Here is a 22,730-nt window from a genome sequence, read left to right as displayed (position 1 = left end):
CGGTGCAGGTCGTTTACAGGGAGGTGGCCGCACGTGCGGCCTGGTCGTACAGGCCCGACATGGCGCGCAGCATGCCCGCCAGGCGGTGGATCTCATCGGGGTCGATATTGAGGTTCTCGAACGAGGCGATCAGGCATTCACGGCGGATATCGGCATATTCCTGGCAGAGCGCGCGTCCCTTGTCGGTGGTCCGATAGAACATCTCCTTGCCCTGCTTCGCCCCTTCCACCAGCCCGAGCTTGCTCAGCTTCTTCAGCGCGTAAGTCACGGTGTGGGTGTCTTCCACATTGAGCAGCAGGCAGATGTCCGCCTGTCGCTTGGCGCGTCCGCGGCTGGTGAGGTTGTGCAGCACCATGACGTCCAGCGCGTTCATCTCCACCGTACCGCAAGCCTGCATGCAGCGCTCCATCCAGCGCATCAGCGCAGCGCTGGCGACGATGATGCCGTACTCGAGCTCGGACAATTCCTGGGACTGCTCGGCGAGGTGCGCCGAAGCGACGATCGAAGATCGCAACGGACGGGGGCTTTTGGCGTCAACCATTCTGAGTTCCTGATTGAAGAAGCGGCGGTCGATCGTATCGAGGTGGCCGGAAAGGATACAGCAATGTCAGCGAGGCTAATACTTTCGACAAAGAACACCACAAACATATTGATAATTTATCATCGATTTATCATTGTCTAACCGCCGGGTTCGACCAACCACCCCTCGAGGACAAGAAAATGGGTCGCTTGCTACTCAACTGCGACATCGGCGAAAGCTTCGGCGCCTGGACCATGGGTCTGGATGCCGAGGTGATGCCCTTCATCGACTGCGCCAACATTGCCTGTGGCTTCCACGCCTCCGACCCGCAGATCATGCGTCGCACCGTCGCACTGGCGCGGCAGCATGATGTGCTTATCGGTGCGCACCCGGCCTATCCGGATCTGGTCGGCTTCGGCCGCCGCTCCATGGCCTGCAGCCCGGCCGAAGTGGAGAACATGCTGCTCTACCAGATTGGCGCACTCGACGGCCTCTGCCGCGCCGAAGGCACGCAGGTCCGCTACGTCAAACCTCACGGCGCGCTGTACAACGACATGATGCGCCAGCCCGACCTACTGCGCGCAGTGATGAGCGCCATCAAGGCCTACAGCGCCAACCTGCCGCTGATGCTGATGTCCACCCGCGACAACAGCACGAGCCAGGCACTGGCAGAGGAAATGGGCATTACCCTGTGGTTCGAGGTGTTCGCCGACCGCGCCTACGACGCCGCCGGCATGCTGGTTTCGCGCAACCTGCCAGGCGCCGTCCACCACGATGCAGACACCGTTGCCGACCAGGCCCTGCGCCTGGCCAAGGGCGAACCCCTGGCAGCGAGCGATGGCAGCGCGCTGATTCTGCAGGCCGACACCCTCTGCGTACACGGCGACAACGCCGGCTCCATTGCCGCCGTGCAGCGCATTCGTCAGGCACTGCAGGCGCTCCCCGCATGACGCCGCGGATCGAAGTGGTCGGTATCGATAGCCTGCTGCTGCGCCTGTTCGACCAGATCGACGAAGACAATATGCCGTGGATGCTGGCCGCCACCCAGCGTGTGCGGGATGCGTTGGGCGGTGCACTCATCGATCTGGTGCCCTCCTACACCACGCTGCTGGTGCATTACGACCTGACCCAGCTGAACGACCTGAAGGCCCGCCAGCTACTCCATCAGGCACTTGAAGGTCTGCAGCCGGCTGCTGCCGAAAGTGCTCGCCTGCACGATATACCGGTGTGGTACAACGCCAGTGTCGGCCCCGAGCTGCAAGCGCTGGGCAAGCGCAGCGGGCTCGGTGTAACCGGCGTAATCGAGCAGCACAGCGCGCACATCTATCAGGTATTCGCCTTGGGCTTTGCACCGGGCTTCGCCTTTCTCGGACTGGTTGATGAGCGTCTGGCCAGCCCACGCCTGGCCACACCACGCAAGCAGGTCCCGGCGGGAAGTCTGGGCATCGCCGATCGGCAGACAGCGATCTACCCGCTGGTTTCGCCGGGCGGCTGGAACCTGATCGGGCGCAGCCCGGCTCGCCTGTTCGACCGCGAGCTCGACGGCTACAGCCTCTGGCAACCAGGGGACCGGGTGCGTTTTGTGCCCATCGAGCGCGCCGAATTCATCCGTCTGGGCGGTGACGACAGCCCTTTCGAGGAGACAGCTGCATGAGCCTGCTTATCGAACGCGCCGGCGCACTGGCCAGCCTGCAGGACGGCGGCCGTATGGGCGTACGCCATCTCGGTGTGACCCAGGGCGGCCCGGTGGACTGGGTGTCCCACAGATGGGCCAACTGGCTGCTTGGCAATCCGGCGCAGGCCGCGACGGTGGAAATCACACTGGGAAACTTCAGCCTGCGCGCCGAAAGCGATACCTGCCTGGCGATCTGCGGCGCCGACCTTGGCGCAACGCTCGATGACGAGGACATCGTGCCGGGGCGCAGCTTTAAGATTCGTCGCAGCCAGCTGCTTATCTTCAAGCAGCCGCAGCGAGGCGTTCGCGCCTATCTCGCCGCGCCGGGCGGCTTCCAGGCGGCACCGGTGCTGGGCAGCTGCGCCACGGTCCGGCGCGAGCAGCTCGGCGGCCTGGACGGTAGCGGGCAAGCGCTGACCGAGGGCGACCGCTTGCACTGGCTAGGCAATGCTTCTGCCGCCTCCCGGGAACTGCCGTCGCATTCCGTCACGCCGCCATCGAGCTCGACGCTTTCAGTCGTACTCGGTGCGCAGATTGGTGATTTCAGCGGCCAGAGCCTGTTCGACGCCTTCAACAGCGACTGGACCGTCGATCAACGAGCCGACCGCATGGGCGTCCGCCTGCGCGGTCCCGTACTTCACAGCGCACGTTCATCAATGATTTCCGAGGGCGTTTCGCTCGGCGCGATCCAGGTTCCAGCCGATGGACAGCCGATCATCCTGCTCAACGACCGCCAGACAATCGGCGGCTATCCACGCCTCGGCGCGCTGACACCTGCAGCTGTGGCCCAGCTGGCCCAGTGCCTGCCCGGCACCTCGCTCAGGCTCAAACCGATTGCACTGGAGGCCGCGCAACGGGCGCACCGCGAATTGCTCGCCCAGTGGCGGTAGTCGCTCAGAGGAAACCGCTGACCAGCAGCCAATTATTTTTACAAGAACAACATTGCCGGGCATGACCCGGACGCATTCCTACCTGCCCTAACGCCAAGAAAAAGAAGGTATCCAATGCAAGCCACGCAAGCCGAACGCGGCACTCCCGCCCAGCGCAACATACTGCGGGGCGCCATTTTCATCATGGCGACCTCGTCCATCGGACCCGCGTTTCTGACTCAAACGTCGCTGTTTACCGAGAAATATCTGGCGAGTTTCGCCTTCGCGATTCTGATCTCTTTGCTCATCGACATTGGTGCCCAGCTCAATATCTGGCGGGTGATCACCGTGGCCAACCTGCGCGGTCAGGACGTCGCCAACCGGGTGATACCCGGCGTCGGCCATCTGATATCCGCCTTCATCGTGCTTGGCGGCATCGCCTTCAACATTGGCAACATCGGTGGCGCCGGCCTGGCAATGAATGTGATTTTCGGAGTGCCTCCGGTGATCGGCTCGTTGATCGCCGCCGTGCTGATCATCGGCATCTTCCTGCTACGCAACGCCAAGGGCGTGATGGACTCGGTGATGCAGGTGCTCGGACTGGTGATGCTGTGCATGATCGGCTACGCCATGCTGCAGTCGAACCCGCCGTTGCTAGAGGCCATGAGTCGCAGCCTCAACCCGGACGACCCGCTGATCCTGCTACTGCCGATCGTGACATTGGTAGGCGGCACGGTCGGCGGCTATATCTCGTTCTCCGGTGGCCATCGATTGGTCGAAGCCGGCATCACCGGCGTAGAGAATGTCAGGCTGGTGACTCGCGCGGCCGTGATCGGCATCGCCACCACCGGCGTCGTGCGCATCTGCCTGTTCCTCGCAGCCCTCGGTGTCGTCAGCCAGGGCCTGAGTCTCGACCCGAGCAACCCCGCTGCGTCGGTGTTCTCCCATTCGATGGGCACCATCGGCTACAAGATCTTTGGCGTGGTGCTGCTGGCCGCCTCGGTGTCATCGGTGATCGGCGCCGCTTATACCAGCGTGACCTTCATGTACTCGCTGCATGAGAGCATCCGCCGGCATAACCAGCGAGTGGTGATCGCCTTTATTGCCTGCTCGACGCTCATCTACAGCCTGGTCGGCCAGCCCGTGAAGGTTCTGGTGGTAGCGGGCACGCTGAATGCCCTGGTGCTGCCGCTGGCACTGGGCTGCATACTGCTCGCCTCGCGCAAATCGAACATCGTAGGCGACGTCTACCGTCACCCAACCTGGATGCTGGTATTCGGCATATTGGCCATGCTGGCCACGGCGGTTGGAGTGGTGATGTCGTTCAATGCGTTCGTGCAGTTCTGGCAGAACTGACCGGTCCGGCGAGTGCTCTCAGCGCTCGCCAAGCAACCAACCCAGCTTTACTTCGAATTGGCCACGCTCATCGGTGATGAACAGCGTACCGTCGCTGATCATCACGCCCCATTGCAGACTCCGTGGCAGGTCCTTGACCAAAGCCGCGAGCGACTCGGAATCGATAGTGGCGATGGACAGGTTCTTCAGCCCCTTTACGGCATCAATCACCTTGCCCTGCCACACGCGAAGGTTTCCATACGCCACCAGGCTGACGCGTTCCGCGCGGCGCGAGCACCAGGTCAGCCGCTCGGCATCCGGCTGGCCGACTTCGATCCAGTGAAGCACCCTGCCGTCCAGGCTCTTTTCCCAGAGTGCAGGCTCGTCTACATCTGACAAGCCACGGCCGAATGCTAGCTGCTCGCTGTACCAGAGCGCATAAGCGATCAAGCGCACACCAAGGCGCTCTTCGGTTTCCGAGGGATGCTTGGCAACGGTGAAGCGCAGGTTCTCGTAGACCCCACGATCCAGGTCAGTGAGGTTGAGCTCGACTTTATAAGGCGTGGCTTGCAGGGCCATGAGCGGCCTCCAATTCAAAAAGGCGCGCAGTTTACCGTAAAGGCAGCGCGTTCAACCCGGCTACGCCGATCAGCAACTAGCGAAAAACACTCGCTGCCTAGAAAAATCGCACAGTTTCTTGCAGATCCCGACAGGTGAGCTTTGACAATTATTCTCATTCTGATTAGCATCTCAGCCGTCAACGAAATCTACGGGTAGTGCTTATGTACGTCTGTCTTTGCCAAGGTGTCACCGACGGCCAGATTCGCGATGCCATCTACGAAGGCTGCTGCAGCTACCGCGAGGTACGCGAATCTACGGGTGTCGCCAGCCAGTGCGGCAAGTGCGCTTGCGTTGCCAAGCAGGTCGTTCGTGAGACGCTTAGCAATGTACAAAATGCCCAGGCGTCCCTCGCCTACCCTGCGAGTTTCGTTCAGGCTTGAACAGACTGAAGCCGTGAAGCCGGGCCATGCCCGGCTTTTTTTTGCCCGCCAATCAGACAGCTGCCTATCAGAATACGGAACGTAACCATTCTCGCTAGGTTTTAGCTTTTGCATTCAAGGGCTTAGGTTTGACAGGCCACCATAGCGTGGCCAGACTGGTCCTATTCCCACCGCTCCAGGCAGGCTAATTACATGAAAGGCGACAAGCTGGTCATTCAGCACCTCAACAAGATCCTCGGCAATGAGCTGGTAGCCATCAACCAGTACTTCCTGCACGCGCGCATGTATGAGGACTGGGGTCTCGGCAAGCTCGGCAAGCATGAGTACGAAGAATCCATCGACGAGATGAAGCATGCGGACAAGCTGATAAAGCGCATCCTGTTCCTGGAAGGCCTGCCGAATCTGCAGGATTTGGGCAAGTTGCTGATCGGTGAGAACACTCGCGAGATGCTCGAGTGCGACCTCAGGCTCGAGCAAGGCGGAGTACAGGACCTGAAGGTCGCCATCGCTTACTGCGAAAGCGTCGGCGACTACGGCAGTCGCGAGCTGCTGGAAGACATCCTCGAGTCCGAGGAGGAACACATCGACTGGCTGGAGACGCAGCTGAGCCTGATCGACAAGGTGGGCATGGAAAACTATCTGCAATCGCAGATGGACGACTGATTTAGTAGCGAGCCCATATAAAAACGCCCCGACTAGATCGGGGCGTTTTCGTTTGCAGCGAAGAGAACCGCTTATTCCTGCTCGACTGCTTCAGCAGGCTGCTCGGCTGCGGACTGCTCGGTCTCGTCGCCCTTGATATCCAGCAGCTCGAGATCGAATACCAGCACCGAATTGGCCGGGATCAGCGGGCTCGGGCTCTGCTCGCCATAAGCCAGCTCGCTGGGGATGTAGAGCTTGAACTTCTCGCCGACGTGCATCAGCTGCAGGCCCTCGACCCAGCCAGGGATCACGCCGCCGACCGGCAGATCGATAGGACTGCCGCGCTTGATTGAGCTGTCGAAGACAGTGCCATCGGTCAGACTGCCCTCGTAGTGCACAGTCACCACGTCGCTCTCGGTCGGCTGGCGACCTTCGGCGGATTTGACGACTTCATACTGCAGCCCAGACTCTGTGGTCTTCACCCCGTCACGCTTGGCGTTGTCTTCGAGGAACTTCTTGCCGGCCTCAACCGCCTTGGCATTCATCTCAGCCATGCGCTCTTCGGCGCGAGTCTGCAGGAAGGTGAATGCTTCCATCAGCTGCTCATCGGTGAGCTTCTGCTCTTTGTTGCCGATGGCGTCTTCGATGCCCTGCGCCACAGCCTGGGAATCGAGATCGTCCATACCCTCCTGCGCGAGGCTCTTGCCCATGTTCAGGCCGATGCCATAGGACGCCTTTTGCGCCGGAGTGTCGAGCTTGGCACTGGTCTGCGAATCGCAGCCGGCCAATACCAGGCCAACCAGCGCAACCGCAGGTGCCAAACGATGGTGTCTCAGTCTCATGCTGTTTCCTTAATTACGCTGTGGGCATATCGAAAAATCAGTGCCCGAGCTTAGCAGCGCACACCAGCAGTGGCTACCGCGCGCCCCGTCAGGGACCGTAAAGAGATGGCAAAGAAAGGACGCAAGTAACATTTCTGCCACAGGAAGGGCTCGACAGTGCCAGCAATCGCCACGCAGAAAACGGGCAAAAAAAAACGGCCTTGATGGCCGTTTTTTCTGTTGCTTCAGGGCGTTCAGTGGTCCCATGAAGCGAATATGGCGCAGCGGACGGGACTCGAACCCGCGACCCCCGGCGTGACAGGCCGGTATTCTAACCGACTGAACTACCGCTGCGCTAAACCTCGAGTGGTGGGTGATGACGGGATCGAACCGCCGACCCTCTGCTTGTAAGGCAGATGCTCTCCCAGCTGAGCTAATCACCCGTTTGCTCTCGAAGTGGGGCGCATTCTAGAGAGGGTTCCGCACCTTGGCAACCCCCTTTCGAAAAAAAAAATTGCAGAACTTCCAAAGACTTAGGAAAACCCTCGTTGAGCCGGCGTTTTTCCCAGCCCGCAGCCCGTTCACTTCATCAAGGGTTGGCCTTATGTAGCCAGGCGGGAATAATGCACCCCTTTGCTTTCCGGAGATTTACCTCGCCATGTGGTTTCGTAACTTGCTCGTTTACCGTCTCACCCAAAATGTCGCTCTGGATGCCGAGACACTCGAAGCTGCACTGGCCGCCAAACCCGCCCGCCCGTGCGCCAGCCAGGAGCTGAGCACTTACGGCTTCGTCGCGCCCTTCGGCAAGGGAGAAGATGCACCACTGGTACACGTCAGCCAGGGCTTTCTGCTGATCGCTACGCGCAAGGAAGAACGCATCCTTCCCGGCAGCGTGGTCAAAGACGCAGTAAAGGAAAAGATCGACGAGATCGAAGCCGAGCAGATGCGCAAGGTCTACAAGAAGGAACGCGATCAGATCAAGGACGAGATCATTCAGGCCTTCCTGCCGCGCGCCTTCATTCGCAAGTCCGGCACCTTCGCCGCGATCGACGCCGAGCGCGGGCTGATTCTGGTGAATTCGGCCAGCACGAAGAAAGCCGAAGACCTGCTCTCCACCCTGCGCGAAGCCATCGGCTCGCTACCCGTTCGCCCGCTGACGGTAAAGATCGCGCCAAGCGCCACACTCACCGACTGGGTGAAGACGCAGAAAGCCGCGGACGACTTCTTTGTGCTGGACGAATGCGAACTGCGCGACACTCACGAAGACGGCGGCGTAGTGCGCTGCAAGCGCCAGGACCTGACCAGCGATGAGATCCAGCAGCACATGGAAGCCGGCAAGCAGGTCACTCAGCTGTCGCTGGCCTGGCAGGACAAGCTGTCCTTCGTACTGGACGACAAGCTGATCATCAAGCGCCTGCGCTTCGAGGAACTGCTGCAGGACCAGGCCGAACAGGATGGCGGTGACGATGCACTCGCCCAACAGGACGCCAGCTTCCTGCTCATGATGATGACCTTCCGCGAGTTTCTGCCGGCGCTGTTCGAAGCGTTCGGCGGCGAGGAGATCCCTCAGGGCGTCTGATACCGTTCGGGGCGCTATTCAGCGCCCCTCCCCCCTCCTCAGCGCAACCTCAGTTGCGCCAACAGCACCCCGCCCAGCCGCTCCCCCAGCGACCAAAGCAGAAACCGCTCGATGAACTCCGGCACATCGATGAACAGCGCGCCACAGACCAGCACGCTGAGCAGCGAGACCATCAGAAAAAGCTGCGGTATCGATAGTTTGAGCAACACCAGCAGGACGATAGCGATGACCGCCGACGCGACCATGAACAGCGCATTGAGAATGTTGTTCGCCGCCACCACCCGCGAGCGCTCGTGAACCACGCTGCGCGACTGGATCAGCGCATACAGCGGCACGATGTACAGTCCGCCAAAAATGCCAAGCCCGAGAATGTCCCCCAGCACCCACCAGGTCGAGCTCTCGCCAAGCAACACCAGCCAGCTCACGGTCTCCACCGGCGTCATATGGCTGCCCGCGTGCCACCACAGCAGGATTCCGCACAGGCTCAGGCCGATCGCCCCGAAGGGCACCAGCCCTATCTCGACGTGGTGTCGCGACAGCCGTTCGCACAGCAGCGAACCCAGCGCGATGCCGACTGAAAACAGCGTAAGGATCAGCGTCACGACGCTTTCATCGCCGCCCAGATGCTCCTTGGCGAATGCCGGGATTTGCGTCAGATAGGTCGCGCCGAGAAACCAGAACCACGAGTTGCCAAGCATCGCCCGCGACACCGCGCGCTGCTGACCGAACCCGAGCCGCAAGATTCGCCATGACTGACGCAGCACGTGCCAATCCATATGCAGGGTCGGCAGAGCAGCCGTTCCGCCAGGAATAGCGAGGCTTGCCAGATACCCGGCTAACGCGATCAGCACCACGCTGACCGCCACCAGCTCGGCGTAGGCTTCGTTCGCCATCAGCACGCCGGCGCCGATTGTGCCACCGAGAATCGCCAGAAAGGTACCCATTTCCACCAGCGCGTTGCCACCGACTAGCTCGTCTTCGGCGAGCTGCTGCGGCAGGATCGAGTACTTCACCGGCCCGAATAACGCCGATTGTGTGCCCATGCAAAACAGCACTACCAGCAACAGCGGGAGGTTGCCCAACAGCATGCCGAGCGCACCGGCAAGCATGATCAGGATCTCCGCGAACTTGATCCGACGAATCAGCCAGGCCTTTTCGAAGCGCTCGCCGAACTGCCCTCCCAATGCGGAGAACAGGAAGAACGGCAGAATGAACAACAACGCGCAGAGATTGATCAGCAAACTCGTATCCGCAGCCGTGCCGAGCTTGAACAGAATCGCCAGGATCAATGCCTGCTTGAACACGTTGTCATTGAATGCGCCGAGCAGCTGCGTGCAGAAGTACGGCAAGAAACGCCGCTTGCCCAGCAGGCGGAACTGCGAATGCGTGGCAGCCGGACTGTCAGTCGATGACGATCGCGGCGAACCGGTGTCGGGCGAGATCCGGCTCATATCGGCAACTGCCCGAGCGCCCAGCGCAGCAGGAAGAAACTCAGCAGTCCGCCGGCGATTGTCGCCAGCAAATTGCTAGTGAAGGCGGCGATGGCGATAGCCAGCAAGCCGGCCAGCAGATAGGCATTGTCCCAGTGCAGCGCCCAAGCCCCTTCCGGCATCAGCATGCCCGGCACCACGATGGCCGTGAGTACCGCCACCGGCACGTAATGCAGCCCCTGTTCGATGGCTCGAGGGAAGCGCAGATTGGGCCAGGCAAAGAAGCTGTAGCGAGTCACGAAGGTGATCGCCAGCATGCCGAAGATAAGCAACCAGATACTCATAGCACTCCATCCAGGCGAGCTGCGACCTCGGCACGGCGCTCCAGCCAGACGCCGACGACGATACCGGCCATGGCGGCGGCGAGCAGCCCGAGCTTGTAAGGCAAGCCCCAGGTCAGCAATGCGACGGCGCCAGCCACCAGTGCGGAGGCAACCTGCGGGCGAGTGCGCATCATTGGCACAGCGATGCCGATGAAGGTGGCGATCATGGCGAAGTCCAGCCCCCAGCTGGCGAGATCCGGAACAGCCCGACCAAAGGCGACACCTACAAGTGTCGACAGCTGCCAACTGGTGTACATGGTCAGCGCAGCACCGAGGAAGAACCAGTGCTTGTAGGGCGAGGCGTCATCACGGGCGTAGCGATTCTGCACCACAGCGAAGGCCTCATCTGTCAGCCAGAAGGCCAGCGGTGCGCGCCAGCGACCTGGCAGATGACGAACAAATGGCTGCAACGCGGCGCTATACAGCGCATGTCGCAAGTTGACAACGAAGGTCGTCAGCAACACCACCGCCGCCCCTACCCCACCCGTGATCAGCGTAACGGCAATAAACTGTGCAGAACCGGCGAACACCAGCACGGACATGCCCATGGTTTGCCAGCCAGACAAGCCTGCGCCCACCGCCAGCGTGCCGAAGATCACCCCGAACGGGATCGCGCCAAGAATCAACGGCAGAATGTCACGGCAACCGTGGACAAATTCATGCGAGCGGGACATTGAAACTCCTTGTAATCATCACCGTGATGCTTGCCCTGGAAGGGCCATCGTTTGATCGACCAGGCTGTGCGGCAAAGCACCGCACGATAACCGAACCGGTTGCATCAGGCGATGCGTCGCGGCGCTTCACCGAAGGTCAATCAGCCGCGATCCGTTGTCGCAGCTGCGGCCAGTCGCTGTCAGTGATGCTGTAAAGAACGGTATCGTCGAGCCTGCCGTCCGCCAGACGGCGATGATTACGCAGCACACCCTCGCGCAGCGCGCCGAGCTTCTCGATGGCCCGCTGTGAGCGCAGGTTGCTGGCCGCGGTCTTCAGCTGCAGCCGCACCAGCTTCCACTCCTCGAATGCGTGGCGCAGCAGCAGGAACTTGATCGAGGCATTGAGCCCGGTGCCGTGTTCTGCCTGATCCAGCCATGTCCAGCCCAGTTCGGCCGCCGGCAGGCTGCCGACGAAGTCGGCGAAGCGCGTGGTACCGACCAACCGCTCCGCCATGCGCACGCTGAACACCACAGCGCGGCCCTCACGCTGCTCTGTCAGCGCGTGCCGATACCAGTCGGGGCGCAGCGGCCCGTTCATGTAAACGAGCTCCGCGCGGTTCCGCTCCGCCAACGCCACCAGCTCCGATATGTCCGCCTCCATCAGCGGGGCCAGGCGCAGCGCCCCGCGCTGCAGGGTTACCGGATGCGGGCTGAGCATGACATTCTCCTGATATGGGCGACGTTTGAGCGGGCGGATGCCGAGACAGTAACCCATCGTGAAGCTGTCAGACCATTGCACAGACGACTGGTGTCGTTGCTGGCGGGCCCGTGCTAGACACATGCGACCTTGGTCGCAACCCAGCACACGAGGCACGGCAATGCTGCGAAACTTCGCGGATCGAGCCTATTAATGAGTCGTCAGGGCTGATTGAATGCGGGGCGCCCACGGGCCCGCCGCTGCCGACCTGTCGCCTATCCCTCGCTTTCTGGAGTTTGCATGACGCTGTCAGGCGGGCTGATCGCTGCGGTCGCCCTCGTCTATATGGCCATCCTGTTTGCCATCGCCTTCTACGGTGACCGCAACCGCGATTCCATGTCGCCGCGCTTGCGGCCCTGGGTATACAGCCTTTCGCTGGCGGTGTACTGCACCAGCTGGACCTTCTTTGGGGCCGTTGGACAGTCCACCGAACAGCTGTGGGCATTCCTGCCGATCTATCTGGGTCCGATACTGCTGATGCTGTTCGCGCCGCATGTGATCCAGAAGATGATCATGATCAGCAAGCAGGAGAACATCACCTCCATCGCCGACTTCATCGCCGCACGCTACGGCAAGTCGCAGGTGCTGGCAGTAGTGGTCACCCTGATCTGCCTGGTGGGCGTGCTGCCCTATATTGCGCTGCAACTCAAAGGCATCGTGCTCGGCGTCAACGTGCTGAGCGGCATCAATATCGAGGCAGCCGGAACCGGCACGCGCGACACGGCGTTGATCGTATCCATCGTCCTGGCGCTGTTCACCATCCTCTTCGGTACGCGCAACCTCGACGTCACCGAGCACCACCGCGGCATGGTCCTGGCGATTGCCTTCGAGTCGCTGGTCAAGCTCCTCGCCTTCCTGGCCGTCGGCGCCTTCGTCACCTTCGGCTTGTTCAACGGCTTCGGCGACCTGTTCAACCAGGCCCATGACGCGCCCGAGCTCGCCGATTTCTGGAGCGAGAACGTCAACTGGGCGGCGATGCTGGTACAAACCACCGTAGCGATGATGGCGATCGTCTGCCTGCCGCGACAGTTCCACGTTTCGGTGGTAGAGAACATCGAACCACGCGACTTCCGCCTGGCCCGCTGGGTATTTCCACTTTATCTCGTGCTCGCCGCCGTGTTCGTCGTGCCGATTGCCTTGGCTGGGCAGATGCTGCTCCCGGCCGGAGTCACGCCAGACTCGTTCGTAATCAGCCTGCCACTCGCCGAACTGCATCCATGGCTTGCCCTGCTCGCCTTCATCGGTGGTGCTTCGGCGGCGACCGGCATGGTGATCGTCGCCAGCGTGGCGCTTTCGACCATGGTCTCCAATGACATGCTGCTGCCCTGGCTGCTGCGCCGCCAGGAAGCTGAACGCCCATTCGAGGCCTTCCGCCACTGGATGCTCTCGGTACGCCGCATCACCATCGTGGCGATCCTGCTGCTGGCTTACGTCAGTTACCGTCTGCTTGGCTCAACGGCATCCCTGGCCACCATCGGCCAGATCGCATTTGCCGCCATCACCCAGCTGGCGCCGGCGATGGTCGGCGCGCTGTACTGGAAGCAGGCCAACCGCCGCGGCGTGTTCGCCGGACTGACCGCCGGCGCGGCGATCTGGTTCTATACGCTGATCCTGCCGCTGCTGGGCTGGCCGTTGGACATGTTCCCGGGCTTGACCTGGATGTACAACGGCGGCCTCGGTTTCGGCCTCAGCGGGCTGACCCTGGGGGTCACCCTGTCGCTGATCGGCAACGCCACGCTGTTCTTCTGGGTGTCCATTCTCACCCAGACCCATGTGGCCGAACATTGGCAGGCGAGCCGCTTCATCGGCCAGGAAATCAGCTCACCGACTGGCGCCCGCCGCCTGCTCGCGGTAAGGGTCGAAGACCTGCTGACCCTGGCGTCGCGTTTCGTCGGTGCCGAACGTGCCGAACAGAGTTTCCAGCGTTTCGCCCGCCGCCATGGGCAGGACTTCTCGCCCAAGCTGCAGGCCGACGGCCAATGGATCGCGCATACCGAGCGGCTGCTCGCTGGCGTGCTCGGTGCATCCTCCACTCGCGCGGTGGTCAAGGCGGCGCTGGAAGGGCGTGACATGCAGGTCGACGACGTAGTGCGCATCGTCGGTGAAGCCTCGGAAGTGCTGCAGTTCAACCGCGCGCTGCTGCAGGGCGCGATCGAGAACATCACCCAGGGCATCAGTGTGGTCGACCAGTCGCTACGACTGGTAGCCTGGAACCATCGCTACCTCGAGCTGTTCGAGTACCCGGACGGGCTGGTCTATATCGGCCGGCCGATCGCTGACATCATCCGCTACAACGCCGAGCGCGGCCTGTGCGGTCCCGGCGATCCCGACACGCATGTGGCCAAGCGGCTGTACTGGATGCGCCAGGGCCGCGCACATACCTCCGAGCGCCTGTTCCCCAACGGCCGAGTGGTCGAATTGATCGGCAATCCGATGCCGGGCGGCGGCTTCGTCATGAGCTTCAGTGACATCACCGCCTATCGCGAGGCCGAGCGTGCCCTGAAGGACGCCAACGAAGGCCTCGAGCAACGGGTCAGCGAGCGAACCCAGGAGCTGTCGCAGCTCAACCAGGCACTGATCGAAGCCAAGAGCACGGCAGAAGCGGCCAACCAGTCGAAGACGCGCTTCCTCGCCGCGGTCAGCCACGACCTGATGCAGCCGCTCAACGCCGCCCGGCTGTTCTCCGCCGCGCTGTCGCACCAGCAAAGCGCGCTACCCAAGGAAGCCCAGGAACTGGTGCAGCATCTGGATAGCTCGCTGCGTTCAGCCGAGGATCTGATCACCGATCTGCTGGACATCTCGCGACTGGAAAGTGGCCGAGTGACACCGGACCGCAATCCCTTCCCACTGGCCACGCTGTTCGACACCCTGAATACCGAGTTCACTGCCCTGGCACGCGAACAGGGCGTCACCTTCCGCGTGCATGGCAGCAAGCTGCGCGTCGATAGTGACATCCGCCTGTTGCGGCGGGTGCTGCAGAACTTCCTTACCAATGCCTTCCGCTATGCCAAGGGCCGGGTTGTGCTCGGGGTTCGCCGGCAAGGTGCATCGCTACGGCTCGAGGTATGGGATCGCGGCCCAGGCATCCCGCAGGACAAGCTGAAGGTGATCTTCGAGGAGTTCAAACGCCTGGACAGCCACCAGACGCGTGCTGAGAAGGGCCTTGGCCTGGGCCTGGCGATCGCCGATGGCCTCTGTCACGTGCTCGAGCATCCACTGGAAGTGCGCTCCTGGCCCGGCAAGGGCAGCGTGTTCAGCGTCACCGTACCCATCGCCCGCGCGCTCAGCCAGCCCCGACCGGTGGTAAAACGCGGCGAACCGCAACACACCGCACTGACCGGCACTCAAGTGCTGTGCATCGACAACGAAGACAGCATTCTGGTTGGCATGAACAGCCTGCTCTCGCGCTGGGGCTGCCAGGTATGGACCGCCAGCAACCGCGCCGATTGCGAAGCGCTTCTTGCCGAGGATATTCGCCCGCAGCTGGTGTTGGTCGACTATCACCTGGACGAGGGCCAGACCGGCACCGAGCTGATGGCCTGGCTGCGCACTCGCCTCGGCGAGCCGGTCCCAGGTGTGGTGATCAGTGCCGACGGCCGCCCGGAACTGGTGGCGGCGATTCATGCCAGCGGCCTGGATTATCTCGCCAAGCCGGTCAAACCAGCTGCGCTTCGCGCACTGATGAGCCGACATCTGACGCTGCGATAGGCTCGCGCAACGGGGCGTCTGCACAGTAGCTACGCCCCGCACTGCAATACTGCGGTCCATGGCCGGTTACACTGATGGCCATTTGCACACCCTGCAGCGAGGCGGACAATGACACTCGAGTTGTTTCTCAACCTCGCCACGGCACTGGCCGTAGGATTGCTGATAGGCACCGAACGCACCTGGAGCGGCCGTGACAATGGCGGCCAGGAGCTGGTCGCCGGCATCCGCACATTTGGCCTGGCCGGCCTGTTCGGCGGGCTGGCAGCGGTCAGCATCAACCAATTGGGCTCGCTTGCCTGGGTCGCGATGTTCGGCATGCTCGCGCTCCTGGTAATCGTCGGCTACTTGATCGATGCACAGCGCAGCGGCGACTACGGCATGACCACCGAAGTCGCTCTCCTGCTGACCTTCGTCCTCGGCAGCCTGGCGGTCGCTGAGAGCCGGGAGCTGGCAGCCGCCTGCGCGATTGTGGTGGCCTTGCTGCTGAGCCTCAAAGCACGCCTGCACCAGGCGCTAAAACGGCTCAGCGAGGCCGAACTGGCCGGCGCACTGAAAATGCTGTTCATCTCTGTTGTCTTGTTGCCCGCCCTGCCAAACCAGGGCTACGGCCCTTGGCAGGCACTCAACCCCTATACCACCTGGTTGATGGTTGTGCTGATCGCCGGAATCGGCTTCGCCGCCTATGTGGCCATCCGCTTTTTCGGTGCCCGCCACGGCCTGCTGATGACCGCACTGCTCGGCGGCATTGTCTCGTCCACCGCAATGACCATCACGCTGGCCCGGCTCAACGCACCGCAGCTACGCGCGGCACTGGCTGCCGGCCTCCTGGCGACGTCGGCATTGATGTTCCCCCGGATTTTGCTGGAGGTGGGCCTGGTCAATCCTGCCCTGCTGCCTAGCCTGACCTTGCCCTTGGCTTGCGCTGGCGCCATCTATGCGGCCGGCGCGCTCTTCTTCTATCTACGCGCCGCCGAGACACCCGATGACAACGCCGAACCACTGCTGAAGAACCCGTTCGAGCTGGGGCCCGCATTGCGCTTTGCCGCCCTCCTGGTGCTGATTCTGTTGCTGATCGAAGGCGCGCGACACTGGCTGGGCGATGCCGGAATCTATCTGGTATCGCTGCTGGCAGGCTTGACCGACGTCGACGCAATTACCCTGTCGCTGGCGAGCAAGGCAGGCGACGGGCTGAGCCACGAGGTTGCGATACGCGGCATCGTGTTCGCGGCACTGAGCAACAGCCTGGTCAAGGCGATGCTGATCGTCCTGATCGGTGGCCGTGCGCTGGCGATGCGCACCTTACCGATCATGTTCGCCGGCTTGGTGATCGCCCTTGCGGTCCTGCTCTTGCGCTGAAGGCGCCTAGTCGCCAGCCTCGCTGAGCTCTTCAGCGCCGGCACGCTCCAGCCAATCCCCCGGCAGTCGCTTGCTGGCCCTCGCCCCGAGTGACTTCAGCTGCTCGGCGCGGCCGACCAAGTTGCCGCGGCCATCGCTGAGCTTGTTGCGTGCAGCAAGGTAGGCGCGATCCACCTGCTGCAACCGGCTGCCGATCTCGTCAAGATCCTGGATGAAGGCGACAAACTTGTCGTATAGCCCGCCAGCCTTCTCGGCAATCTCGCGGGCGTTCTGACTTTGCCGTTCCTGCCGCCACAGGCTGTCGATAACCCGCAGGGTGGCCAGCAACGTGGTCGGGCTGACGATCACGATATGCCGGCCGTATGCCTCCTGAAACAGATCGGGGTCGGCCTGCAGCGCTGCGGCGAAAGCCGCTTCGATCGGGACGAAGAGCAATACGAAGTCGAGGCTCTGCAGTCCGTCCAAGCGCTGATAGTCCTTGAGCGAGAGGCCCTTGAGGTGGCTGCGCAGCGACTGTACGTGCTGCTTGAGCGCCAGCGCCCGGCTGCTATCGTCCTCGGCGCAGGTTAGCGCCTGATAAGCGGTCAGACTGACCTTGGCATCCACCACCACCTGCTTGTCACCTGGCAGATGGATCAGCACATCCGGCTGGAAACGCTCGCCATCCGGGCTCTTCAGGTTGACCTGCGTATGGTATTCGCGGCCCTTTTCCAGCCCGGCGTGCTCCAGCACCTTTTCCAGCACCAGCTCGCCCCAGTTGCCCTGCGTCTTCTGGCCTTGCAACGCGCGGGTCAGGTTGGTGGCTTCATCGCCTAGGCGCTGGTTCAGCTGCTGCAGCCGTTCCAGCTCACGGGCCAGGGAAAAACGCTCACGCGCCTCGTTCTGGTAGCTTTCCTCGACACGCTTCTCGAACGACTGGATGCGCTCTTTAAGCGGTTCGAGCAGTTGCCCAAGACGTTCATGGCTGGACTCGCTGAAGCGCTGTTCGCGCTCATCGAAGATCTTCCCGGCAAGCTCGGCGAACTGCGCGCGCAGCTCATCACGCGCAGCCTGCAGATCCGCCAGCCGCTGCTGATGCGCGCTGTGCTGTTCACGCAGCTCGGCCTCCAGCGCCGCATGCGTCGCACTCAGCCGGCGCAACTCCCCAAGCTGCCCGTCACGCTCGGCTTGCAGATCGGCGATGGTTTCCACGTTGCCGTCACGCTGAATGCGCAGCAGCTCGGTCTCGCGACGCAGCGCGGCCAGTGCCGCCTGCTGCTCGGACTTGATGCCATTCACTTCGGCGAGCTCGATCCGGCAGCCATCCAACTGCGCAGTCAGCCCTTCCTGAGCCAACGCGGCTTGCCTCAGCCGTTCGTCGAGCATCGCCTGTTCGGCTTCGCTGGACGACAGACGGCGCTGCAGATAAACACTCAGCGCGGCCAAAGCGACCACGCCGAGCGCCAGAGCGATCAATAGATGAAGAGGATCAAAGGACATGAAAGGCTCCGGCGAAATTGCCGGGCAGTATAGCGATCCACAAGTAGACGGGGCGCGCCCGCTTAGGCTTTGACCCGCTGGAGGAAGCGCACCGCCTCCTGAGAGCCCTGCGCCGCGGCCTGCTCGAGCCAAAGTCGCGCTTTGGCAGGCTCGGGGTGATCCGGCTCGCTATACAGGCGCCCGAGTTCCAGCTGTGCCTGGCAGTCGCCAGCACGCGCCGCCTGACGCAGCAGTTCGAAACCGATGCGGCGATCACGCTGACTTTCGCACTCGCGGCACAGCAGGCGGCCGAGGCGGCTCTGTGCTTCTACTACGCCCTCACGCGCGGGCTGCTTGAGCAGACGCCCGGCGATTCGCTTGACGCCCTGGTTAGTGCCCAGGTGCTGGCTGTCGAGCAACCACAGCGCCATACGCAACGGCAGACGCGCCGATGGAGTGGAAGTGGCAAAGGAGGCGGAAACGGAGGTACGCGTTCTCATGCACATCGAGGGCTGGATGGATAAGGTCGCGCACTCTACTCCTTTTTTCCGAGAGTTAAAGTCTTGTCAAAAACGAAAAAAGTAGATCCGGATCACATCAGTTTTTAATCCACAGAACCTGTGGATAACTCAGTGGACAAACAGCAGACAAATCCTCGAACACCACGTCCCATGGGGGCTGCGCTTAAACTGGCGTTTTTTTCGCCAACGAAAAAAATGCTTATTTTTCAATTGGTTATTAACGATCTATGGATTCCACTGCTTTGCGACAGTTTGTCATAAGCCCTTGACAGAGCCGCTGCGCAAATGTGCACAAGTTCGGCGCACCTGTCTTGGAGCCCCTTGGCACAAGGGTTGGAGCGACCTCTAGGTGAACTTTCAATACTTCGTGCTGTCGCGCATTGCACCTCGCTAGGGCACGGTCGCTGCGCCGGTTCTGCAGCTATGCTGTATCCCTCGCCTACTGGACGTGCCGATGACAAAACCGTCGAAAATGCTGCTCTGGGTGCTTCTGGGGTTACTGATGCTTGCGCTGCTTGCAGGTGGTTTCGCCTGGCATCAATGGAGTTCATTCAAGCATGACCAAGGCATCCAACGACTTGAATGGCAAGGCTTGCGGATTTCTGCCCAAGGCCTGTTCATCAACCGGCTGAGCTATGTTCAAAGCACCGATAACGGTCTGGATCTTGCTCTGGAAGTCGATGGCATCAACCTCGGCATTTCCAGTCTTTTCAAGCCTTTTCCGGCACGATCGCTACACGTTGACCGCCTCCGACTCGAGCTGCTTTCGCTGCCCAGCGAGCAGGAAGACAGCGCTTCAACCACTTCCCTGGAGCAATATGAACAGTGGGCTGCCTGGCTACCGGAGCGATTGACCGTAGCTGATCTGCAGCTGGACCTACCCTGCGCCAAGGGCCGTTGCGACGAACGGGGCGCGTTGCAGCTACATCATGCCGGCGAATCGTTGCTGCCCCTCGACGCCCGTCTGGAAATGCAGCGCAACGGGCGCCAGCTTTCGCTGACCATCGGTGCACAGCATTCCGATGAAATGCACAGCCTGATCGAGGCGAAGCTGCTGATCGATGAGCAACCGCGCCTGGAAACCCGCCAGCAACTGAACCGTACCGGTGAGCTGCTGCTTTGGAACGGCACGCTGTCGATGGGCAGCCTGCCGGAGGCGCCCTGGCTGCTCGACTGGCTGGGCGAATGGACGAGCTACGAACCTATCGCGCTACCGGACATGCCTACCGACATGCGCCTCGGCGCAGGCTGGGCATTGGCGTTGCCGCAACTGCCGGGCGCTGTGCTTGATTGGCACGATGCGGCCGGTGACCTGCGTCTCTCTGCTCACCTGCCCGCCTTCTGGCCTGTCATCGGCCTCGGCGAGCTGCAGGGTGAAATCGACCTGGCGGCCAATGGACAGAACGGCCTATGGCTGCCTACAGAATTGAAAGCTAACTTCAGACTGCGCCCCGAACCGGCGTTGGTCGCCGAACTGCCGAAGAGCCTGCGCCCCACCCTGCTGAACGTCGATATCGCCCCCGTCGATACCGGGGCAATCCAAGGCCGGTTACCACTGCAGCTTCGACTGGAGGCACAAGGCAGCTCCCCAGCAACGCTACAGGCTAGCGTGCAGTTGGCGACCGCGCCGCCTTACGCGTTGGATGTCGAACAGGCACGCCTGCAACTGCGCAGCAGCAACCTGCAGCTGGAGGAGCTTTCGCTGCAAGGGCTGGACGCAGCACTCAGCTTCTCGGGACGAGCCGACCTCGAGCAGGTTGTTCTGCAGCTGCACAAGGCATCGCGTGTGACGCTCGCCCGGCTGAACAGCGGCGAGCTTGCGGCCAGCCAATTGCGAGCCGAGCTGCCCCAACCGCTCAGCCTGCAAATCGAGCGCAACGAAGCCGGATCGACTGCCTGGCACGCACGCGGCCCCATGGAGCTGCGCCTGGGCGCTCTGGAGCAGCCACAGCTAATCACTCAAGGTTGGCGCTGGAGCGGCCAGCTGGACGTTGACGCGACGCGCCTGAATGCGTCCGGCCCACTGACCAATGACGCCGGGCTCACACTGGCAACCAATCTGAACAAAGCTTGGGATGGCTCGCTGCAAGTTAGCGGCAAACTGCAAGAAGTCTTCCTGCGGGCCGGCAACCCACTGGCCCGCAGTTTCGCTGCCTGGCCAGCGGCGATTGAGTTGAACAGCGGGCGACTGCTGGGCGACGGCAAGATCGCATTGCCAACGGGTAGCGGCACTCCGTCGGGCAGTCTCACGCTGGAGGCCAGGGGATTGGCCGGCATCTTCGACCGCACCGAGATATCCGGACTTGATGCGCGCTTAGCTGGCACCCTGCGGCGCAATCACTTGCAGATGGACATCACCGAGCTGCGCCTGGCCCAGTTGAACCCGGGTTTCACCTTCGGCCCGCTGCTGCTGCGCGGCGCATACAGCGCGAGCGTCGATCAGCCGGAACAGGGGCGCTTGAGCTGGCAAACCGCCGAGACGCAGATCCTCGGCGGCCGATTCTGGCTGGAGCCCGCGACGCTCGACCTGGCGAAGGCCAATCAACAGCTCAACGCCCAGCTGCAGGGTGTGCAGCTGAGCGAGGTGCTGGCAGCCTATCCGACCGAAGGGCTTACTGGGAGCGGGATCATTGATGGCAGCTTCGAGGTTCATCGTAGCGCCACGGGGCTAAGCGTGCAGCAGGGGCAGCTCGCGGCACGCGCACCGGGCGGCGTGCTGCGTTTTCGTTCGGCAAAAATCGAGGCGCTCGGGCAGGCGAACCCGGCCATGCGAATCGTCGCAGAGGCGCTGCACGATTTTCATTATGATCTGCTGAGCAGCGACGTCCGCTATGATGAGACCGGCAAGCTGAACCTCGGACTACGTCTGAACGGCCGCAACCCGGCTCTGGAGGGCGGCAGGCCGATCAACTTCGCGATCAACCTTGAAGAGGATATTCCGGCGCTGCTGACCAGCCTGCAGCTGAGCGACCGGGTAAGCGAAACCATTCAACGGCGGGTGCAGGAACGGCTTCGTTGAAGCCATGCAACCGCAAGCCGACACAGGAGAGACCGCCATGCGGTTGCGCCAATCGCTGACCATTCTGCTGCTGGCACTGTTTGCCAGCGGCTGTACGCCGAGGGTGGAACTGGCCGTGCCGAACGAGCCGATCAACATCAACCTGAACGTGAAAATCGAACACGAGATTTACATCCGGGTGGACAAGCAGCTCGACTCGATCATCAACCAAGACAGCGGACTGTTCTGAGGACGACGATGAAAACCTATCTGAAATTGGCGAGCCTGCTGTTTGCACTGATGCTCGCCCTGCCCGCAGCAGCCATGACCCTCAACGAAGCCATGTCGGCACTGGGCGATGCCAAGGCCAGCGGCCTGCTCGGCGAAAAGCCCGACGGCTATCTTGGCGTGGTTCGCTCCAGCAATAATGCCGAGGAGATTGCCAGCCAGATCAATCAAGCTCGCCGCGCGGAATACCACCGCGTCGCCAAGCAGAACGGCATCAGCGTCAGCGACGTCGAAGCTATTGCCGGCAAGAAGGCGATCGAGAAGACGCCGTCCGGCCAGATCATCCAGCTCAACGGCAACTGGGTCCGCAAGTGACCCAGCAGCGATGGCCGGTCAGCCGGTCATCGTTTACCCAACGAACAAAGAGCTTATAGCAGCGTCAGGCTGTGCGCCCTGACCACCAGTGCTTTTTGCCTGAACCTGCGCTCCAGCTCAGTGCGATAACCGGCCCACCACTCCCGATCCAGTTCGTCGACCATGACCTCATAGACCACCGATTCGTCGTGGACGGTATTGTCATCATCCTCCAGCCAATAACCGCTCGCCGGAGCTCGCGAATAGGTGGTCAAGCCGCCGAAGCGCTCGATGAGTTCATCGCTCACAGTACGGAACAGTGATTTCGGCAGTGCCTGCCGATCATTGTCGTAGAGCGGTAGCAACAGCTGAATCAGATACATGTCGGAGCTCCGTCGATTGTGGCTTCACATACGACTGCCCCGCACGCAATAAGCGCTAC

The 22,730-nt window shown here is 61.9% G+C and carries 22 protein-coding genes and 2 tRNA genes; 12 read left to right on the top strand and 12 right to left on the bottom strand.

Going from position 1 to position 22,730, the window contains the following annotated elements; genetic code table 11:
• Positions 1-13: 13 nt before the first annotated feature.
• Complete coding sequence (locus UIB01_RS07115; protein WP_038658189.1) at positions 14-541, bottom strand: winged helix DNA-binding protein; 528 nt, start codon at positions 539-541, stop codon at positions 14-16.
• Between the two features lie 179 nt (positions 542-720).
• On the opposite strand from UIB01_RS07115, the gene UIB01_RS07110 reads away from it, so the two are divergent.
• From UIB01_RS07110 to UIB01_RS07095, 4 genes are all read left to right on the top strand, one after another.
• Complete coding sequence (locus UIB01_RS07110) at positions 721-1,470, top strand: 5-oxoprolinase subunit PxpA (RefSeq protein WP_038658186.1); 750 nt, start codon at positions 721-723, stop codon at positions 1,468-1,470.
• Entirely contained in the window at positions 1,467-2,174 is a 708-nt protein-coding gene (gene pxpB / locus UIB01_RS07105; protein ID WP_038658183.1) for a 5-oxoprolinase subunit PxpB, read from the top strand. Before UIB01_RS07110 ends, pxpB begins: the two co-directional genes overlap by 4 nt.
• Positions 2,171-3,085, top strand: coding sequence for a 5-oxoprolinase subunit C family protein (locus tag UIB01_RS07100; protein WP_038658180.1), 915 nt, complete (start codon positions 2,171-2,173; stop codon positions 3,083-3,085). The genes pxpB and UIB01_RS07100 overlap by 4 nt, the downstream gene beginning before the upstream one ends.
• Positions 3,086-3,199: 114 nt before the next feature.
• Entirely contained in the window at positions 3,200-4,420 is a 1,221-nt protein-coding gene (locus tag UIB01_RS07095; protein ID WP_038658177.1) for an NRAMP family divalent metal transporter, read from the top strand.
• Between the two features lie 18 nt (positions 4,421-4,438).
• On the opposite strand, the gene UIB01_RS07090 is transcribed toward UIB01_RS07095, so the two are convergent.
• Entirely contained in the window at positions 4,439-4,978 is a 540-nt protein-coding gene (locus UIB01_RS07090; RefSeq protein ID WP_003300734.1) for a YaeQ family protein, read from the bottom strand.
• A 203-nt stretch (positions 4,979-5,181) separates the two neighbouring features.
• Between UIB01_RS07090 and UIB01_RS07085 the strand changes: the two genes are divergently transcribed.
• Both UIB01_RS07085 and bfr read left to right on the top strand, forming a co-directional pair.
• Positions 5,182-5,400, top strand: a complete 219-nt coding sequence (locus UIB01_RS07085; protein WP_003284540.1) for a bacterioferritin-associated ferredoxin — start codon at positions 5,182-5,184, stop codon at positions 5,398-5,400.
• A 192-nt stretch (positions 5,401-5,592) separates the two neighbouring features.
• Positions 5,593-6,063: a bacterioferritin gene (bfr, locus tag UIB01_RS07080; protein WP_003300730.1), complete on the top strand. Its 471-nt coding sequence runs from the start codon at positions 5,593-5,595 to the stop codon at positions 6,061-6,063.
• 71 nt (positions 6,064-6,134) lie between these two features.
• On the opposite strand, the gene bamJ is transcribed toward bfr, so the two are convergent.
• The 3 genes from bamJ to UIB01_RS07065 form a co-directional block, all read right to left on the bottom strand.
• The gene (gene bamJ / locus UIB01_RS07075) at positions 6,135-6,884 is read right to left on the bottom strand and encodes a BamJ family beta-barrel-assembly machinery protein (RefSeq protein ID WP_038658173.1); all 750 of its coding nucleotides are present in this window, start codon (positions 6,882-6,884) and stop codon (positions 6,135-6,137) included.
• A gap of 256 nt (positions 6,885-7,140) precedes the next feature.
• Positions 7,141-7,217: transfer RNA gene (locus tag UIB01_RS07070), tRNA-Asp, on the bottom strand.
• A gap of 13 nt (positions 7,218-7,230) precedes the next feature.
• A tRNA-Val gene (locus UIB01_RS07065) sits at positions 7,231-7,306 on the bottom strand.
• A 215-nt stretch (positions 7,307-7,521) separates the two neighbouring features.
• Here UIB01_RS07065 and rdgC point away from each other — a divergent pair.
• On the top strand, positions 7,522-8,442 hold the full coding sequence (rdgC, locus tag UIB01_RS07060; protein ID WP_038658170.1) for a recombination-associated protein RdgC: 921 nt from the start codon (positions 7,522-7,524) through the stop codon (positions 8,440-8,442).
• 38 nt (positions 8,443-8,480) lie between these two features.
• Here the strand turns inward: rdgC and UIB01_RS07055 are convergent, their stop codons facing one another.
• The 4 genes from UIB01_RS07055 to UIB01_RS07040 all read right to left on the bottom strand — a co-directional run bounded on the left by UIB01_RS07055 (position 8,481) and on the right by UIB01_RS07040 (position 11,626).
• Complete coding sequence (locus UIB01_RS07055) at positions 8,481-9,893, bottom strand: MFS transporter (protein WP_038658167.1); 1,413 nt, start codon at positions 9,891-9,893, stop codon at positions 8,481-8,483.
• Entirely contained in the window at positions 9,890-10,216 is a 327-nt protein-coding gene (locus UIB01_RS07050) for an AzlD domain-containing protein (RefSeq protein WP_038658164.1), read from the bottom strand. The genes UIB01_RS07055 and UIB01_RS07050 overlap by 4 nt, the downstream gene beginning before the upstream one ends.
• Positions 10,213-10,929 carry an AzlC family ABC transporter permease gene (locus tag UIB01_RS07045; RefSeq protein WP_038658161.1) on the bottom strand — a complete coding sequence of 239 codons (717 nt, stop codon included), beginning with the start codon at positions 10,927-10,929 and terminating at the stop codon, positions 10,213-10,215. Before UIB01_RS07045 ends, UIB01_RS07050 begins: the two co-directional genes overlap by 4 nt.
• Positions 10,930-11,065: 136 nt before the next feature.
• A complete protein-coding gene (locus UIB01_RS07040) occupies positions 11,066-11,626 on the bottom strand; it encodes a GNAT family N-acetyltransferase (RefSeq protein ID WP_038658158.1) in 561 nt (186 codons plus the stop codon).
• 279 nt (positions 11,627-11,905) lie between these two features.
• On the opposite strand from UIB01_RS07040, the gene UIB01_RS07035 reads away from it, so the two are divergent.
• Both UIB01_RS07035 and UIB01_RS07030 read left to right on the top strand, forming a co-directional pair.
• Complete coding sequence (locus UIB01_RS07035; protein ID WP_038658156.1) at positions 11,906-15,373, top strand: hybrid sensor histidine kinase/response regulator; 3,468 nt, start codon at positions 11,906-11,908, stop codon at positions 15,371-15,373.
• Positions 15,374-15,481: 108 nt separating this feature from the next.
• A complete protein-coding gene (locus UIB01_RS07030) occupies positions 15,482-16,729 on the top strand; it encodes an MgtC/SapB family protein (protein ID WP_038658153.1) in 1,248 nt (415 codons plus the stop codon).
• 6 nt (positions 16,730-16,735) lie between these two features.
• Here the strand turns inward: UIB01_RS07030 and UIB01_RS07025 are convergent, their stop codons facing one another.
• Both UIB01_RS07025 and UIB01_RS07020 read right to left on the bottom strand, forming a co-directional pair.
• Positions 16,736-18,208 carry a DNA recombination protein RmuC gene (locus UIB01_RS07025; protein WP_038658151.1) on the bottom strand — a complete coding sequence of 491 codons (1,473 nt, stop codon included), beginning with the start codon at positions 18,206-18,208 and terminating at the stop codon, positions 16,736-16,738.
• A gap of 62 nt (positions 18,209-18,270) precedes the next feature.
• Positions 18,271-18,618 (bottom strand): tetratricopeptide repeat protein, encoded by a 348-nt coding sequence (locus UIB01_RS07020; RefSeq protein WP_038658149.1) that lies wholly within the window; start codon positions 18,616-18,618, stop codon positions 18,271-18,273.
• A 544-nt stretch (positions 18,619-19,162) separates the two neighbouring features.
• Here UIB01_RS07020 and UIB01_RS07015 point away from each other — a divergent pair.
• Genes UIB01_RS07015 through UIB01_RS07005 form a run of 3 tightly spaced genes read left to right on the top strand, consistent with a single transcriptional unit; the run spans position 19,163 to position 22,309 of the window.
• The gene (locus tag UIB01_RS07015; RefSeq protein WP_038658146.1) at positions 19,163-21,727 is read left to right on the top strand and encodes an intermembrane phospholipid transport YdbH family protein; all 2,565 of its coding nucleotides are present in this window, start codon (positions 19,163-19,165) and stop codon (positions 21,725-21,727) included.
• Between the two features lie 37 nt (positions 21,728-21,764).
• Positions 21,765-21,956 carry a YnbE family lipoprotein gene (locus UIB01_RS07010; RefSeq protein WP_038658144.1) on the top strand — a complete coding sequence of 64 codons (192 nt, stop codon included), beginning with the start codon at positions 21,765-21,767 and terminating at the stop codon, positions 21,954-21,956.
• 8 nt (positions 21,957-21,964) lie between these two features.
• The gene (locus tag UIB01_RS07005; RefSeq protein WP_038658141.1) at positions 21,965-22,309 is read left to right on the top strand and encodes a YdbL family probable chaperone protein; all 345 of its coding nucleotides are present in this window, start codon (positions 21,965-21,967) and stop codon (positions 22,307-22,309) included.
• A 53-nt stretch (positions 22,310-22,362) separates the two neighbouring features.
• Here UIB01_RS07005 and UIB01_RS07000 read toward each other — a convergent pair whose 3' ends face one another.
• Positions 22,363-22,671, bottom strand: coding sequence for a hypothetical protein (locus UIB01_RS07000; protein WP_038658138.1), 309 nt, complete (start codon positions 22,669-22,671; stop codon positions 22,363-22,365).
• Positions 22,672-22,730 lie beyond the last annotated feature (59 nt).

The sequence above is a fragment of the Stutzerimonas decontaminans genome (genome assembly GCF_000661915.1).
GTDB classification, from domain to species: Bacteria; Pseudomonadota; Gammaproteobacteria; order Pseudomonadales; family Pseudomonadaceae; genus Stutzerimonas; species Stutzerimonas decontaminans.
The sequence above is the reverse complement of the archived record's forward strand: the minus strand, read 5'-3'. Positions and strand labels throughout refer to the sequence as shown.